This is a genomic window from Rouxiella silvae (assembly GCF_002093625.1).
GTDB lineage: Bacteria > Pseudomonadota > Gammaproteobacteria > Enterobacterales > Enterobacteriaceae > Rouxiella > Rouxiella silvae.
The window spans coordinates 1-14,956 of record NZ_MRWD01000002.1 but is presented as its reverse complement, the minus strand read 5'-3'; the positions used below and the strand labels follow the sequence as shown (position 1 = coordinate 14,956).

Below are 14,956 nucleotides of genomic sequence, written 5' to 3'. Positions count from 1 at the left end.
CCTACTGTAATTTATCGTGATTCAGTTTGATAAGCGGGTTTGGTTTTTGCTACAGGCAGGTCCTCTACTTGATCCTGGTTCAGTGCATTCAGCAATGTATCGACTTCAGTACTGACCGGAGTGCGGCGCAGTAATCCCCCCATCGTAAAAACAGCCAGTGAGAGCAAGACAGGGATCGCGACCACCTGAGTGGTGCTCATGTCAGAGATAACAAATTTCACTAGGAAGAACGCGGATACACCGGCCGCCCATGACGTGATGGCGGCAGCTGACCCACATTTGCGAAACCACGGCAGCAGGCCAAGCAGCATCGGGATAGAAATGGGTCCCACCAGTCCGCCGAACCAAACGATCAGCAGCGTCAGTACGCCTCCAAAACGACTGGCATTAACGGCGATAAGCAGGGTTGTCAGAATGAATAACACCACAATAATGCGGGCAACCAGCAGCGACGATTGCCCCTGCCCAAACTGTTTCGGGAACAGCACTGGCAAAATATCACGGGTGACCACGGCAGTTATCGCATTGGAGTCCGAAGAGGTCATGGATAAGGTGTGCGTAAACATCGCCACCAGCACCAACCCAATCAGGCCGTTGGGTAATAACTGCATCGCCATAATGGAGTAAGACTGCGCAGGATCGGCAATGTTCGGGAACAGCAGCGGTGCAGCCCACATTGGATAAAATAAAATCAGTGGCCAGACAAGATAAAGCACCGAAGAAAGCAGTGCTGCCTTTCGAGCATCCTTACCGCGCGGTGAGGCAATAAAACGCTGAGCCAGATTCCACGTCCCCCCGTTGTAACTCAGCGTGTAAATAACGAAATAAGCCAGAATAAAGCCCATTGAATAAGGACCGGCAACGATGTCGGTATGGCCTGCGGGTAACCTGTCCCAAATAGTCAGCAGATTGCTAAAGCCGCCGAGGTGAAATGCGACGGCCACCACCATCACAATCGCGGCAATAAACTGTACGATAAACTGACCAAAATCATTACAGGCATCGGCCCACAGGCCGCCCAGTACGGTATAAAACAGACACAATAGGCCCGAGATGCCAATCCCTATTAGAGGATCAAGTCCGGTAAACACATTGATAATAATGGAGATGGCGGCCCATTTTGCGCCCACGTCAAAGGTTTTAAGGAATACGCCACTCCACGCCAGAATCTGCTGGGTAGGCACGTTATAACGGGTTGCAAGATACTCCATCGGCGATTCGATATTCATATGGACTCGCAGGCGTGCCCAACGCGGCGCAAAGATAACCGAGCCAATAAATACCGCAATAGAAATGGGGAACGCCCACCAAAAGTAAATGGTCAATCCGTACTTATAGGCTACCGCCGCATAGGCGACAAACACTGCCGCGCTGTAACCCGACATATGGTGTGAAATACCCGACAGCCACCAGGGCATTTTCCCCCCAGCGGCAAAGAAATCCCCTGTGTTGCCTACTTTACGCATAGCCCACAGCGTGGTCATTACAATCATCAACGCATAAAGCGCCATGACAAAATAGTCTATCCCGTTCATCGTTAACTCCGGAGGCAAAGCTGCATTGTCGAAGTCCGGCGGGAAAACTTGCCGGTTGCATAATTAATCCTAATTAAGGACTAATTAAACCTAGCACGCCGAAAGAGGGTTTAAATGTGATCTAAACCACATATTCCCCCTGTGTTTCGCAGAGTGAGATATGACTTTCTTATGAAGTAGAGGTGGGTCAAAAAATCATCAAAGAAATGTTCACGCCAAGTCGGCTTGGGTTAAGAGAAAATGTACTCCGCGTGATTTGCTCTAAGGTGCCGTCTCTTCTTCAAGCTTGATCAGATAGGTGAGCGCATCCTCTCGATGTGTAAAGCACATCTCTCGACTCGCCTGCAGGCTGGCACAAACTCTCGGTCGCAGCGGCGAAGTAAAAATCTTGCACTGAAAGTTATCGGCAAGCTGAACGCAGCGCGTGTTGGCGGGTTTGCCGTTTGGCATGCCCGGGATCGGGCTAGAAATTGAGGGCGCGATACAGCACGCACCGCAGTCTGATCGACAGTCCATCGGTAGCTCCCCTATGGGCTGCGAATTGGCATGTAAACTCTGTTATCAGCAGACAATAGCAGTACGGTGAAATGCTCACCAGTTAAATCGCCAATTACGCCTTTTGGCTCCCTTTTCATCACTCTTTTTGCGCTATCTGCTTGCCTGAAATGAACGGCGCGAGTAACGTGTCGCCCATTATCCAAACTTTTTGCAAACAGGTTATTTTTATGGCACGTGCTAATGAAATTAAACGCGGCTTCGTTGTAAATTACGACGGTAAATTGCTGCTGGTAAAAGATATCGATGTTCAAAGTCCAAGCGCACGTGGCGCAAGTACATTGTACAAAATGCGCTTCTCGGACGTACGTACTGGGATGAAAGTGGAAGAACGTTTCAAGGGTGACGATATCATCGATACCGTCACGCTGACCCGCCGCAGAGTGAACTTCTCCTACGTTGACGGTGACGAGTACATCTTTATGGATGACGAAGATTTCACTCCTTATACCTTCAACAAATCTCAGATTGAAGAAGAGCTGCTGTTCATTCCTGAAGGTGGCCTGGCGGGTATGCAAGTACTGCTGCTCGACACTCAGCTGCTGGCGCTTGAGATGCCGCAGACGGTTGATCTGGAAATCGTTGAAACCGCACCGGGTATTAAAGGTGCGTCGGCCAGTGCTCGCAACAAGCCAGCGACTATGACCACGGGTCTGGTCATTCAGGTGCCAGAATATCTGAGTGCCGGTGACAAAATTCAAATTCATATTGCCGAACATCGCTATATGGGTCGCGCATAAGGCCGGGCAATGCCCTCACCTGTTGTCATAAAGGGCGCTACGGCGCTCTTTTTTTTACGCCTGCCATTTTATTGCCCTTGATAGAGTTTTGATCCGCCTCACAAATGCGGCCTAATATTTGGACTTACCAATTTTCATTGCTGTCATATCACTTTACACTGAGCGCATGACTAAACGGCTCATATCGACGTTAATAATCCATTAAATCGTTCTCTGAGTGCTTTTGGCCTGACCAATTTATTCTTGCTTGAATGTGATGGAGTCAAAATGAACAAGATTTCCACTGGCGCTTTGCCCGCTGAAGTTCAACTACCTCAATACGACCGTCAGGCGCTCAAAACGCGCATCGTGCACATTGGTTTTGGTGCCTTTCACCGTGCCCATCAGGCGCTCATGACCGACCGCGTACTGAATCAACAGGGAGGCGATTGGGGAATCTGCGAGATTTCGCTGTTTGGTCGCGATAACTTGATTCGGGCGCTGCGTGAACAGGACCACCTGTTTAGCGTGCTGGAGAAAGGCGCGACAGGAAATCAGGCCATTATCGTTGGCGCGGTGCGTGAGTCGATGCACGGCAGAATTGAAGGCATCGAGGCTATTGTTGCGAAACTGGCAGAGCCACAGGTGGCCATTGTTTCACTGACGATCACCGAAAAAGGCTACTGCATTGAGCCGGTTAGCGGCAAACTCGATTTACAGCACCCCGATATTGTGAAAGATCTTAACGGCGGATCGTCACCGGCTACCGCACCAGGCCTGCTGGTTGAAGCGCTGCGTTTGCGCCACCAGCGTGGATTGCCTGGCTTCAGCATTCTTTCCTGCGACAACATCCCCGAAAACGGTCACGTGGTCAAAAACGCCATCCTCGGCCTGGCGCAGGCAAAAGATCCGGCATTAGCCGCTTGGATCCACGAGTCGGTCACTTTCCCAAGTACGATGGTTGACCGCATAGTTCCCGCACTCACCGAAGAGTATGAGACTGAAATCAGCGGCGCATTAGGCGGCATTGACGACCCGTGCGGTATCGCCTGCGAGCCTTTTATTCAATGGGTTATCGAAGACAATTTCGTGGCGGGCCGTCCCGCCTGGGAAACCGTTGGCGCACAGCTGGTCGATGACGTACTGCCGTTTGAACAAATGAAATTGCGCATGTTAAACGGCAGCCACTCGTTTCTGGCCTATCTCGGCTATCTGGCCGGTTATCAATTTATTAATGTCTGCATGGAGGATGACAACTATCGACGTGCGGCGTATCAGCTGATGCTGGAAGAGCAGGCGCCAACGCTGAGCGTGTCCGGCATTAACCTGACAACCTACGCCGACAGCCTGATCGAGCGCTACAGAAATCCGTCGCTCAAACACCGCACTTGGCAAATTGCGATGGACGGCACGCAAAAGCTGCCACAGCGTATGCTCGACTCCTTGCGCTGGCACCTGCAGCACGGCGGTGATTTTGCTTGCCTGGCGCTGGGCGTTGCCGGTTGGATGCGCTACGTTGGCGGCGTTGACGACGCCGGTCAGGCGATTGAGATAAAAGATCCGATGGCGGCCAAGCTGCGTGAAATCGTTGAGTCCACTGCGGACGGTGAAGAGCGCGTACTGGCACTGCTGGGGCTTAAAAGTGTATTTGGTGACGCATTGCCCGCCAATCAAACGGCAGTTGACGCCATTCTGCATGCTTATTCAAGTCTGCAAAATGTAGGGGCGAAAGCTAGCGTAGCGAAACAGGTCAAATAAACGCTTTTACCTGACGTTGGGCAATCATCGCCCGCTAGTCATTCAGACTGGCGGGCACTGAGCGAAACAGATAGCCGTCAAACGCCGGATCTTCCGCATCTGAAATCTCAAGCAGTTTGCTTTTCACGTTTTCAAGATGCTGCCACATCGCCTGCTTGGCGGCTTTTGGCTCACGGCGCAAAATAGCCTGCAAGATTTGCTGATGGTCGTTCAGCCACAGCTCACTGTAATTTTGGTCACCCACGTGCTGATGCAGCCCTTGCCACATCGGGCTGTGCTTTCGCACCTGCCACAGTTCGTAAACCATGTTGGCGAGAACGCTATTTTGAGAAGCCTGCGCCAGCAGCGTATGAAACAGCTCATCGGCGCTTTCATCAATAATTCCGCGCGATACAAAGCTCTTTTCAAGCTCAATGGCGTCGCGCATTTTGAGAATATCAGCCTTAGTGGCCTGCACGGCTGCAAAGGCCGCCACTTCACTCTCCAGAAGCTGTCGCGCCTGTAACAGCTCGAACGGGCCGTAGCCGCTATCACCAAAGGCCGGGACCTCGGTAGAGGGTTCAAGCACATAAACGCCGGAGCCTTTGCGCACTTCCACAACCTTCTCAAGTTCAAGCATGATCAGTGCCTCACGTACTACGCTGCGGCTGACCGAAAAACGCTCGGCAATATCACGTTCAGGAGGGAGACGGTCACCCGGCTGATGCTGGCCGGAAGCAATGGCCTCACGCAACTGATTACCGATTTCCTGATAAAGCCGCATGGTGTCCTCTCTCTGGTGTGCAATGGGGAGAAACAGTATACCACGCAGTAGGTTAGCGTTGTATTTATGTCATGATCCTGCGTATCGATTCAGGGTGCAATGCCTCGGTGACCAAGCCTGAGTGAGTCATTGCGTTATCCGCATTGCGTGTAGAAAAAAGAGCTGTCCAAGTAGATTTAGCAGCAATTCGCTAGATTTTCTTTTTCTGGGGGAGCATCTTATGGCGACCAATATTTCGATAAATCATCCGCATACCGTGCAAAACGGCTTAAAAAATATGTGAATCAGCATAAGGATCTCATCATGACAAAAACAAATTTGATCACCGGTTTTCTCGGCAGTGGAAAAACGACCACCGTTCTTCATCTGCTGGCCAACAAGCCGCAAAATGAAAAATGGGCTGTGCTGGTCAATGAGTTCGGTGAAATCGGCATCGACGGCGCACTGCTGGCCGACAGCGGCGCGGTGCTCAAAGAGATCCCCGGCGGCTGCATGTGCTGTGTTAACGGCTTACCGATGCAAATAGGCCTGAATATGCTGCTTAAGCAGGCTAAACCCGACAGGTTACTTATTGAACCTACCGGTTTGGGCCATCCTAAACAGATCCTCTCTCTGCTTACCTCCGACGTTTATCAGTCATGGTTAACGCTCAATGCTACGCTTTGTCTGCTTGATGCGCGCCAGCTCGCTGACCCTCGCGTGGTAGCGAATGAAAACTTCCGCGACCAATTGGCCGCCGCAGACATCATCATTGCCAATAAGACCGATGCCTATACTGACAGCGATAATCTGGCGTTAGCGGACTGGATGGGTACTCAAGATCCGGCGCTAAGAGTCGAAAGCGTCTCTCAAGGGAAAATTAATCCTAATTTGCTCAATGAACCGCGTCGCAACCAGCGCGAACTGCCCGACGGTCAGCATCATCATGCCCATCAATCAAAGCAGGGGCTCGCCGCGTTAAGCCTTCCTGGGCACCAGCGTTGGCGGCGAGCACTCAATGAGGCCGGTGGCTACGCCAGCTGCGGTTGGATTTTTGATGGCGACACTATTTTTGATACTGCGGGATTCCTTGACTGGGCGCGACAGGCTCCGGCTGAAAGGGTCAAAGCCGTAGTACGTATAGAAGAGGGAATTTTAAAGGTAAACCGTCAAGGCCAAGACTTGAAGATTGAGACATTGCCGGGGGCGCCTTTAGACAGCAGAGTTGAGATAATATCTCGAGATAAAACCGACTGGAATGCACTGCAATCCATTTTGTTGAAGATTCGTTTAACTTAGCAGGCTTACCGTATCGGCCGTAACGACTTCTTAAACAAATTTGAATAGGTTTAGTTCTATGTTTTGCCGTAATTTACCGATGATACTGCTGCTCAACGTGCTGGGTATTGCTTTATTTTTATCCTTTTACCTGCCGGCTAACCACGGTTTTTGGGCACCTATCGACTCGTCGATATTTTTCTATTTCAACGGTCACCTGGCCACCAGCAAGACGTTCCTGCATATTGTTGCCGTGACCAACAACCGCGCCTTTGACGTCTGCTCACTGCTGGCGATGGGTCTGCTGTATTTTTCTTACTATATAAAGGAAGACAGCCAAGGCCGCCGCCGGACGGTGATTATCGGTATCGTGATGTTGCTTACAGCCGTGGTGCTTAACCAGCTGGGGCACCAGCTGCCTGTCGCGCATAAGAGTCCGTCGCTAAGCTTCGAGCACGTGAATCGCGTGAGCGAATTGACCGGCATTCCGACCAAAGACTCCTCAGGTGACAGCTTCCCGGGCGATCATGGCATGATGCTGATGGTCTTCAGCGTATTTATGCTGCGTTATCTCGGCAAACGCGCATTCGCGATTGCCGTCTTGATTACCGTCATCTTCTCAATGCCGCGCCTAATGATCGGTGCACACTGGTTTACCGATATCATGGTCGGTTCATTGTCAGTGGTATTGGTCGGCGCAAGCTGGTGGTTAATGACCCCAGCAAGTGACATGCTTGTCAATTGGCTGGATAGAAAACTGCCGAAAAGAGCCGCTAAATAAGTTTTTTTAAGAAAATACTTATTCTCGGTGACATAGCTTTTCATTATGGCCCGGACGACATTTACATGTTGCCGGGCCATTCTCTTTACCGTGAATGTAAATAGGCGAAAACGGAATATTGCTCACAGCCCGCATTCTGCTGCGCTTTTAAGCCAAATGAGCACAATACTTACTCACCGACTTTTACATCAATAGTTACATTGCTTTACATCATTATTTCTTATTAAAAAACAGATAAAACCTCTCGCATTCCCCCAATCATTACGGTAATCTCGACCTCGTTGCACAGAAATGTGGCATTAATGGTCTGATTCCAATTAAAAGTGTGTTGTACCACACAATTTCCTGGCTAAGCCTTTGCCCAAGCTGACAGCAACAGATAATCTCGCTTGGTTTTTGGGCAATTTGATAACGAACTTCGGTTTCGTTAAGGACAGCAAGGGAAAACAACATACATGGTCAAGTCTCAACCGTTTCTGAGATATGTACTGCGGGCCTTACCCGCAATTGGCGCGGCAATTTTACTCTCCGCGTGTAGTGGTACTCATTCTTCGAACACAGAAAACGCACAAACTGAGATGCATGCAGTTAAAGACAAAGATGGTCTTTTACTTCAATCCTCTCAGGATGAATTCGAAGCAATGGTTCGCAACGTCGATATTAAATCCAAAATTATGGATCAATATGCAGACTGGAAAGGCGTTCGTTATCGGTTAGGTGGTGACAGCAAGCGTGGTATCGATTGCTCAGCCTTCGTTCAGGTAACATTCCGCGAACAATTTGGTATGGACTTACCGCGTTCAACCTATGAACAGGAAGATACAGGTAAGAAGATTCAGCGTAACAAGTTGCGTCCAGGCGATTTAGTCCTGTTCCGCGCTGGCTCTACCGGTCGTCATGTAGGTATTTATCTCGGTAACGATCAATTCGTTCATGCTTCTACAAGCAATGGCGTAATGATTTCTAACCTTAATGAAGCTTATTGGACGTCTCGCTATCGTGAAGCAAGACGCGTACTGAGTGGCTCAAGGCCAAACAGCAGTACCGAGAGTATGGCGACTGCAATGCTGCAATAGCAGCGAAAACAGAATTCACTCTTGTTGTCCAAGCCCAGCGAATAGAAAAAGGCCCTCTTCTGAGGGTCTTTTTTTATGCTCACGGCTAAGCCCCCCGCCCCTCAGCCTTTATCGGCACGCCTCGCTGTTTACCCGCTATTTGTCTTGGGGCTGCGCGTAATCTTGTGATACAACAGCCAAAATGGTTGTTTTTCTACTATCAATCTATGATTGAGTTATCACAGCGTCAGCGGCGCCAAACCAGGAGTTAACTTTCAGGATGTTTCCTCGCGCACTTACAGCTCTGCTACTGTCTTTGATAGGATTTTGTGCGCACGCCGAATCGATAGAGGACGGCTACGCCTTTTCAATTTTAGGCTCCCCGAAATACCTATATAACTTCAGTCATTTTGATTATGTTAATCCTGCTGCCCCCAAAGGCGGAAGCATTACCCTTTCAGCCATTGGCACCTTTGACAATTTTAATCGTTTCGCCTCTCGCGGTAACGCCGCGGTGCGTAGCGATACGCTTTACGACAGTCTTTTCACGCCTTCCAGCGACGAAATTGGCAGCTATTACCCACTCATTGCCGATTCGGCGCGCTATGACAGCGATTTAAAATGGGTTGAGGTAGAGATAAATCCGCGCGCCGTTTTTCAGGACGGCAGTCCAATCACCGCCAAAGACGTGGCTTTTACCTTCCACAAATTTATGACTGAGGGCGTGCCGCAGTTTCGAGTGGTGTATAAGGGCGTGGTGGTTAAAGCGCTTTCTCCGCTCACCGTGCGCTTTGAATTCCCGCAGCCTAATAAAGAGCAAATGCTCGGCCTACTGGGTCTGCCCATCATTTCGCAAAAGTTTTGGGAACATCGAAAATTTAACGAACCGCTGTCAACGCCACCGCTGGGAAGTGGCCCTTACCGCATCAGCGCCTATAAGCTGGGTCAATATGTTACCTACTCGCGCGTCACTCACTATTGGGCGGCGAATTTGCCAGTTAACCGCGGGCGCTACAACTTCGATACCATTCGCTACGACTACTACTTGGACGATAACGTGGCTCTCGAAGCCTTTAAGTCCGGTGCTTTCGATTATCGCAGCGAACCTTCTCCCAAAAATTGGGCCACGCAGTATCAGGGGACTAACTTTACCCGTGGCTTAATCATAAAGCAGGATGATAAAAACCAGGCCGCACAGGATACGCGCTGGCTGGCTTTCAATATTCATCGCCCTATCTTTCAAGACCGACGCGTCAGAGAGGCGCTGACGCTGGCCTTTGATTTTGACTGGATGAACAAGGCTCTGTTTTACGGCGCTTACAAGCGCACTACCAGCTACTTCCAGAACACCGAGTATGCGGCAGTAAACTATCCCGACGCCGCAGAGCTGGCGTGGCTGGCCCCCCTGAAAGGCAAAATCCCCGATGAGGTGTTTAGCCAGCTTTATCAGCCCCCGCACTCAGACGGCAGTGGCAGTGACAGGGAAAATTTGCTTAAGGCTACTGCATTGCTGAAAGAGGCCGGATGGACAGTAAAAAACCAGCAGTTGGTAAACGACCAAACGGGCAAGCCCTTCACCTTTGAACTGCTGTTACCCAGCAGTGGAAACTCTCAATACGTGCTGCCTTTCCAGCATAATTTGCAGCGACTAGGCATTAACATGACCCTGCGTCAGGTCGATAATTCACAGTTCACCAGCCGATTACGCAGCCGTGATTACGATATGATCCCCACGGTGTATCGCGCCATGACCTACCCCGGCACTGACTTGCAGATTATGTGGAATTCAAAATACATTAACTCCACCTATAATGCGCCCGGTGTATCAGACCCGGCAATCGACCAGTTGACCGACGCGGTGGTCGCACATCAGGGCCAGCCTGACGCACTACTTTCACTGGGACACGCACTTGACCGGGTTTTAACCTGGCACATGTATATGATCCCGATGTGGTATTCCAACCGTGACCGCTACGCTTACTGGGACAAGTTTTCGATGCCCGCCATTCGCCCACCTTATGCTATAGAGCTAGACAGCTGGTGGTTTGACGTCAACAAAGCTGCACGTTTGCAAGCGGCAAAAAAATAGGGAGGCGACAATGACTGCATATTTACTTCGTCGGCTCCTGCTGGTTATTCCCACGCTGTGGGCCATTATCACGATTAATTTCTTTATTGTGCAGATTGCGCCCGGCGGTCCAGTAGATCAAGCCATCGCGGCCATTGAAATGGGCCAAAGCAGCGGATTACCCGGCGGTGGGCAAGCCAGCGGTAACGGCCATGCCAATGCAGGTGTCGGCATGGTCGGAGACAGCCAGTATCGCGGCGCTCGCGGCCTCGACCCGGAAGTGATAGCCGAAATAACCAAGCGCTTCGGCTTCGATAAGCCGCTGCATGAGCGGTATTTCGACATGCTCTGGCGTTATGCGCGTTTTGATTTCGGCGACAGCCTGTTTCAAGGTGCCTCCGTGATGCAGCTGGTGAAATCCAGCCTGCCGGTTTCAGTAAGCCTTGGGCTATGGAGCACGCTCATCATTTATTTGGTGTCGATTCCGCTAGGCATTCGCAAAGCAGTAAAAAACGGCAGTGCATTTGATACCTGGAGCAGCACGATAATCATCATCGGCTACGCGGTTCCCTCGTTTTTATTCGCTATTTTACTGATCGTGTTTTTTACCGGCGGTAACTATTATGACTGGTTCCCGCTGCGCGGCCTGACCTCGGCCAATTTCGACACGCTGCCCTGGTACGGTAAAATTACTGACTACCTGTGGCATATCACCCTGCCGGTATTAGCAACGGTGATTGGCGGCTTTGCCACGCTGACCATGCTGACTAAAAACTCGTTTCTGGACGAGGTACAAAAGCAGTACGTGGTCACCGCGCGCGCCAAAGGTCTCGACGAAAATAAAATTCTTTACCGCCATGTGTTTCGCAACGCCATGCTGCTGGTTATTGCCGGCTTCCCTGCCACCTTTATCAGCATGTTTTTTACCGGCTCACTGCTGATTGAAGTGATGTTCTCACTGCACGGTCTCGGACTGTTGGGCTACGACGCCACGCTGCAACGCGATTTTCCGGTGATGTTTGGCACGCTGTACATCTTTACCCTGATTGGCCTACTGCTCAATATCATCAGCGATATCACCTATACGCTGGTCGATCCACGGATTGATTTCGAGGGGCGTCAATAATGGTGCTCAATGCAATCAACCGCGCGCGCTGGGCTCGCTTTCGTCAAAACTCCCGTGGCTTCTGGTCGCTGTGGATCTTTTTAATCCTCTTTTTGCTGGCACTGTTTTCCAACGTCATCGCCAATGAGAAACCGCTGCTGGTTAACTATCAGGGACACTTTTACCTCCCGGTGTTGTTTAACTACAGCGAATCAACCTTTGGCGGCAAACTGCAAACGACCACCGATTATCAAGACCCGTTTGTGGTTAAACAGCTTGAAAGCCACGGCTGGGTAATATGGGCGCCACTGCGCCAGAGTTTTAATTCAATCAACTTCTCAACCGACAGCCCTTTCCCCTCACCGCCTTCGCGCCACAACCTGCTTGGCACCGACAGCAACGGCCACGACGTACTGGCGGAGATTCTGTACGGATTGCGAATTTCGCTGCTGTTTGGCCTGATGCTCACCCTGCTGTCTTCGGTGATGGGTATCGTGATAGGCGCAACGCAGGGCTACTACGGTGGAAAAATCGACCTCTGGGGGCAAAGATTGATTGAAGTTTGGTCAGGCATGCCCACACTTTTCCTGATAATTATGCTATCGAGCGTGGTGCAGCCCAACTTCTGGTGGCTGCTGCTCATCACGGTACTTTCCGGCTGGATGGTGTTGGTCGGCGTAGTGCGGGCCGAGTTTCTGCGCACCCGCAATTTTGATTACATCCGCGCCGCACAGGCTATGGGCGTAGCTGACCGTACAATTATGCTGCGCCATATATTGCCCAACGCCATGGTGGCTACGCTAACCTATATGCCGTTTATTCTCTGCGGTTCGATTACCACCCTGGCTTCTTTGGACTTTCTGGGCTTTGGGCTGCCGCTGGGATCGCCCTCTTTAGGTTCGCTGCTGCTTGAAGGAAAAAATAATATTCAGGCACCGTGGCTGGGGATAAGCGCATTTATGGTTCTCGCCATATTGCTGTCTCTGCTTATTTTTATTGGTGAAGCGGTACGCGACGCTTTTGATCCCAGTCAAACCCGTTAGGACGCCCAACCATGACACATTCACCACTGTTATCGATTAAGAACCTGGATATCGCCTTTCGCCATGAAGGCCAGCTATCAGGCGTAGTCCATGACCTCTCGTTGAATATTGCGCCAGGTGAAACCCTGGCGCTGGTCGGGGAGTCCGGTTCGGGTAAAAGCGTGACCGCCCTATCCATACTGCGCCTGCTGCGTGCGCAGTCGGTGGTATATCCTAAAGGTGACATTCTGTTTGAAGGTCAGAGTTTGCTCCACGCCAGTGAACCCGCGTTACGCAAGGTGCGCGGCGATCGGATTGCGATGATTTTTCAAGAACCGATGGTGTCACTTAATCCACTGCACTCGATAGAAAAACAGCTGGCAGAAGTGCTGTCGCTGCACCGGGGCCTGCGTCGTGAAGCGGCAAGAGCCGAAATCATTAAGTGCCTTGACCGTGTGGGCATCGCTCAGGCGGCGACCAGGCTAAGTGACTTCCCGCATCAGCTCTCTGGCGGCGAGCGGCAGCGCGTGATGATTGCCATGGCGATATTAACCCAACCCAAACTGCTGATTGCCGATGAGCCAACGACCGCGCTCGACGTGTCAGTGCAGGCACAAATTCTCGGCTTACTGCACGAGCTCAAGCATGAGCTGGGCATGGCGATGCTGTTTATCACCCACAACCTGCGGATTGTGCGTTCCATCGCGGATAACGTCGCGGTGATGAAGGACGGACGCTGCGTGGAGTACAACACCCGTGCTGCGCTGTTCTCAGCCCCCCAGCATGCCTATACCCAACAGCTGTTACAGGCAGAGCCCACAGGCAGCCCGCTGCCCGTGCCCGACAACAGTCCCGTGCTGCTGCGCGTTGAAGATTTGGGTGTAGGATTCCCCGTGCGGCGTGGGCTGCTGAGGCGCACCGTGAGCACTAAGCAGGCGCTCAGTGGCCTAAGTTTTAGTTTACGTCGCGGCGAGAGCCTAGGGCTGGTGGGAGAGTCTGGCTCGGGTAAAAGCACGACCGGCCTCGCGCTCCTGCGTCTGCTGTCTTGCAGTGGAAAAATCGAGTTTGACGGTCAGCCACTGCATACTTTTAACCGCCGTCAGATGCTGCCGTTTCGCAGCCGGATACAGGTGGTTTTTCAGGATCCCTATTCGGCACTGAATCCGCGACTTAATGTGATGCAGATAATCGCCGAAGGACTCAAAGTGCATAAACGCCTGACGGACGAACAGCGTGAGCAACAGGTTATCGCCGCCATGCAGGAAGTAGGACTTGATCCACAAACGCGCCATCGTTACCCGACTGAGTTTTCTGGCGGCCAGCGGCAACGTATTGCCATTGCCCGCGCGCTTATTCTTCAGCCAGAACTGGTTATTCTTGATGAGCCTACGTCCTCGCTCGATAAATCAGTACAGGCGCAAATTCTTGAGCTCCTGCACAATCTGCAACAGCGCTATGGCCTTTCTTACTTATTTATTAGCCATGATCTGCAAGTAGTCAGAAGTCTTTGTCACCAGGTTATTGTATTACAGAGAGGAAAAGTGGTTGAGCAGGGAGAGTGTGAAACGCTGTTTACCCGGCCGGAACAGGCCTACACGCGGCAGCTTTTGGCGCTAACGAGGGTGACTGACGGTCTATAACAACCGACAGCCTTTAGAATGGATAGATAGCAGATACAGACACAGATTCGGCAATGGCAGTGCCAATGTTCTTAAGTCGGCACATGGTGGCGCTTTCGTCGTCACATTTAACAAACAGGCAAAGTTCCCCCTCGCACTCAACGATATTACTCTCTACCTGAATTTCTCTCAGTGAGAGGTTCAAACCTTGCAAAATCTGACGGGCACTTTCCCCTTCAGGACTCAACAGCTTGAGTCCGACGAGATTACTGTCTTCATCGCCTGGCAGCGGGATAGCTTCCACTTTTATCCCCGCAAAGCCAGAGAGCCAGCGATAAGTATGCGGCAGTCGGTGCACAACTGAAAAATGTTCACTATTCACGGTAGTCCCCAGAAACTCTTCAACAATCAATTAACATCAACAATAAATTCACAAATATGCAACGCATGAACCAAGGTATAACGCAGAACCGCCGTTTTTGCCTGCTAAATCGCTTCAATACAACCAGATATTTACATACCATTAACTATTTAAGTACAAAAAAGCCAATTATGATTACTTTTTGAGCTCATAGACTTATTTTTGAGATCAGAGTCGCACTTTGAGTCATTTGTAACCCTTTATGAGTCATTTCTCAATCGATTTCAACCATCGCAGTTACCTTTTTGACTCCAAAATGTCACATAATTTAAACAAAGTGATTTATTAATAAATTTTA

13 protein-coding genes are annotated in these 14,956 nt (G+C 50.8%); 9 read left to right on the top strand and 4 right to left on the bottom strand.

Going from position 1 to position 14,956, the window contains the following annotated elements:
- Window positions 1-11: 11 nt before the first annotated feature.
- Complete coding sequence (locus BS639_RS01135) at window positions 12-1,535, bottom strand: sodium:solute symporter family protein (RefSeq protein WP_084982013.1); 1,524 nt, start codon at window positions 1,533-1,535, stop codon at window positions 12-14.
- A 261-nt stretch (window positions 1,536-1,796) separates the two neighbouring features.
- Window positions 1,797-2,051 carry a YkgJ family cysteine cluster protein gene (locus BS639_RS01130; protein ID WP_055783251.1) on the bottom strand — a complete coding sequence of 85 codons (255 nt, stop codon included), beginning with the start codon at window positions 2,049-2,051 and terminating at the stop codon, window positions 1,797-1,799.
- 209 nt (window positions 2,052-2,260) lie between these two features.
- On the opposite strand from BS639_RS01130, the gene yeiP reads away from it, so the two are divergent.
- Both yeiP and BS639_RS01120 read left to right on the top strand, forming a co-directional pair.
- The gene (yeiP, locus tag BS639_RS01125) at window positions 2,261-2,830 is read left to right on the top strand and encodes an elongation factor P-like protein YeiP (RefSeq protein WP_055783764.1); all 570 of its coding nucleotides are present in this window, start codon (window positions 2,261-2,263) and stop codon (window positions 2,828-2,830) included.
- A 267-nt stretch (window positions 2,831-3,097) separates the two neighbouring features.
- Entirely contained in the window at window positions 3,098-4,567 is a 1,470-nt protein-coding gene (locus BS639_RS01120) for a mannitol dehydrogenase family protein (protein ID WP_084982012.1), read from the top strand.
- Between the two features lie 34 nt (window positions 4,568-4,601).
- Here BS639_RS01120 and BS639_RS01115 read toward each other — a convergent pair whose 3' ends face one another.
- A complete protein-coding gene (locus BS639_RS01115) occupies window positions 4,602-5,330 on the bottom strand; it encodes a GntR family transcriptional regulator (RefSeq protein ID WP_055783244.1) in 729 nt (242 codons plus the stop codon).
- A gap of 303 nt (window positions 5,331-5,633) precedes the next feature.
- Here BS639_RS01115 and BS639_RS01110 point away from each other — a divergent pair, with 303 nt between their 5' ends.
- The 7 genes from BS639_RS01110 (at window position 5,634) to yejF (ending at window position 14,258) form a co-directional block, all read left to right on the top strand.
- Entirely contained in the window at window positions 5,634-6,608 is a 975-nt protein-coding gene (locus BS639_RS01110; RefSeq protein ID WP_084982011.1) for a CobW family GTP-binding protein, read from the top strand.
- Between the two features lie 58 nt (window positions 6,609-6,666).
- A complete protein-coding gene (locus BS639_RS01105; RefSeq protein ID WP_084982010.1) occupies window positions 6,667-7,368 on the top strand; it encodes a phosphatase PAP2 family protein in 702 nt (233 codons plus the stop codon).
- Window positions 7,369-7,823: 455 nt separating this feature from the next.
- A complete protein-coding gene (gene mepS, locus BS639_RS01100; protein ID WP_055783234.1) occupies window positions 7,824-8,444 on the top strand; it encodes a bifunctional murein DD-endopeptidase/murein LD-carboxypeptidase in 621 nt (206 codons plus the stop codon).
- Between the two features lie 259 nt (window positions 8,445-8,703).
- Window positions 8,704-10,512, top strand: coding sequence for an extracellular solute-binding protein (locus tag BS639_RS01095; RefSeq protein WP_084982009.1), 1,809 nt, complete (start codon window positions 8,704-8,706; stop codon window positions 10,510-10,512).
- A gap of 10 nt (window positions 10,513-10,522) precedes the next feature.
- Window positions 10,523-11,617, top strand: a complete 1,095-nt coding sequence (locus BS639_RS01090) for a microcin C ABC transporter permease YejB (protein ID WP_084982008.1) — start codon at window positions 10,523-10,525, stop codon at window positions 11,615-11,617.
- Entirely contained in the window at window positions 11,617-12,639 is a 1,023-nt protein-coding gene (locus BS639_RS01085; protein ID WP_084982007.1) for an ABC transporter permease, read from the top strand. Before BS639_RS01090 ends, BS639_RS01085 begins: the two co-directional genes overlap by 1 nt.
- Window positions 12,640-12,650: 11 nt before the next feature.
- Complete coding sequence (gene yejF / locus BS639_RS01080; RefSeq protein WP_084982006.1) at window positions 12,651-14,258, top strand: microcin C ABC transporter ATP-binding protein YejF; 1,608 nt, start codon at window positions 12,651-12,653, stop codon at window positions 14,256-14,258.
- 13 nt (window positions 14,259-14,271) lie between these two features.
- Here yejF and BS639_RS01075 read toward each other — a convergent pair whose 3' ends face one another.
- A complete protein-coding gene (locus tag BS639_RS01075; RefSeq protein ID WP_055783217.1) occupies window positions 14,272-14,619 on the bottom strand; it encodes a YejG family protein in 348 nt (115 codons plus the stop codon).
- Window positions 14,620-14,956 lie beyond the last annotated feature (337 nt).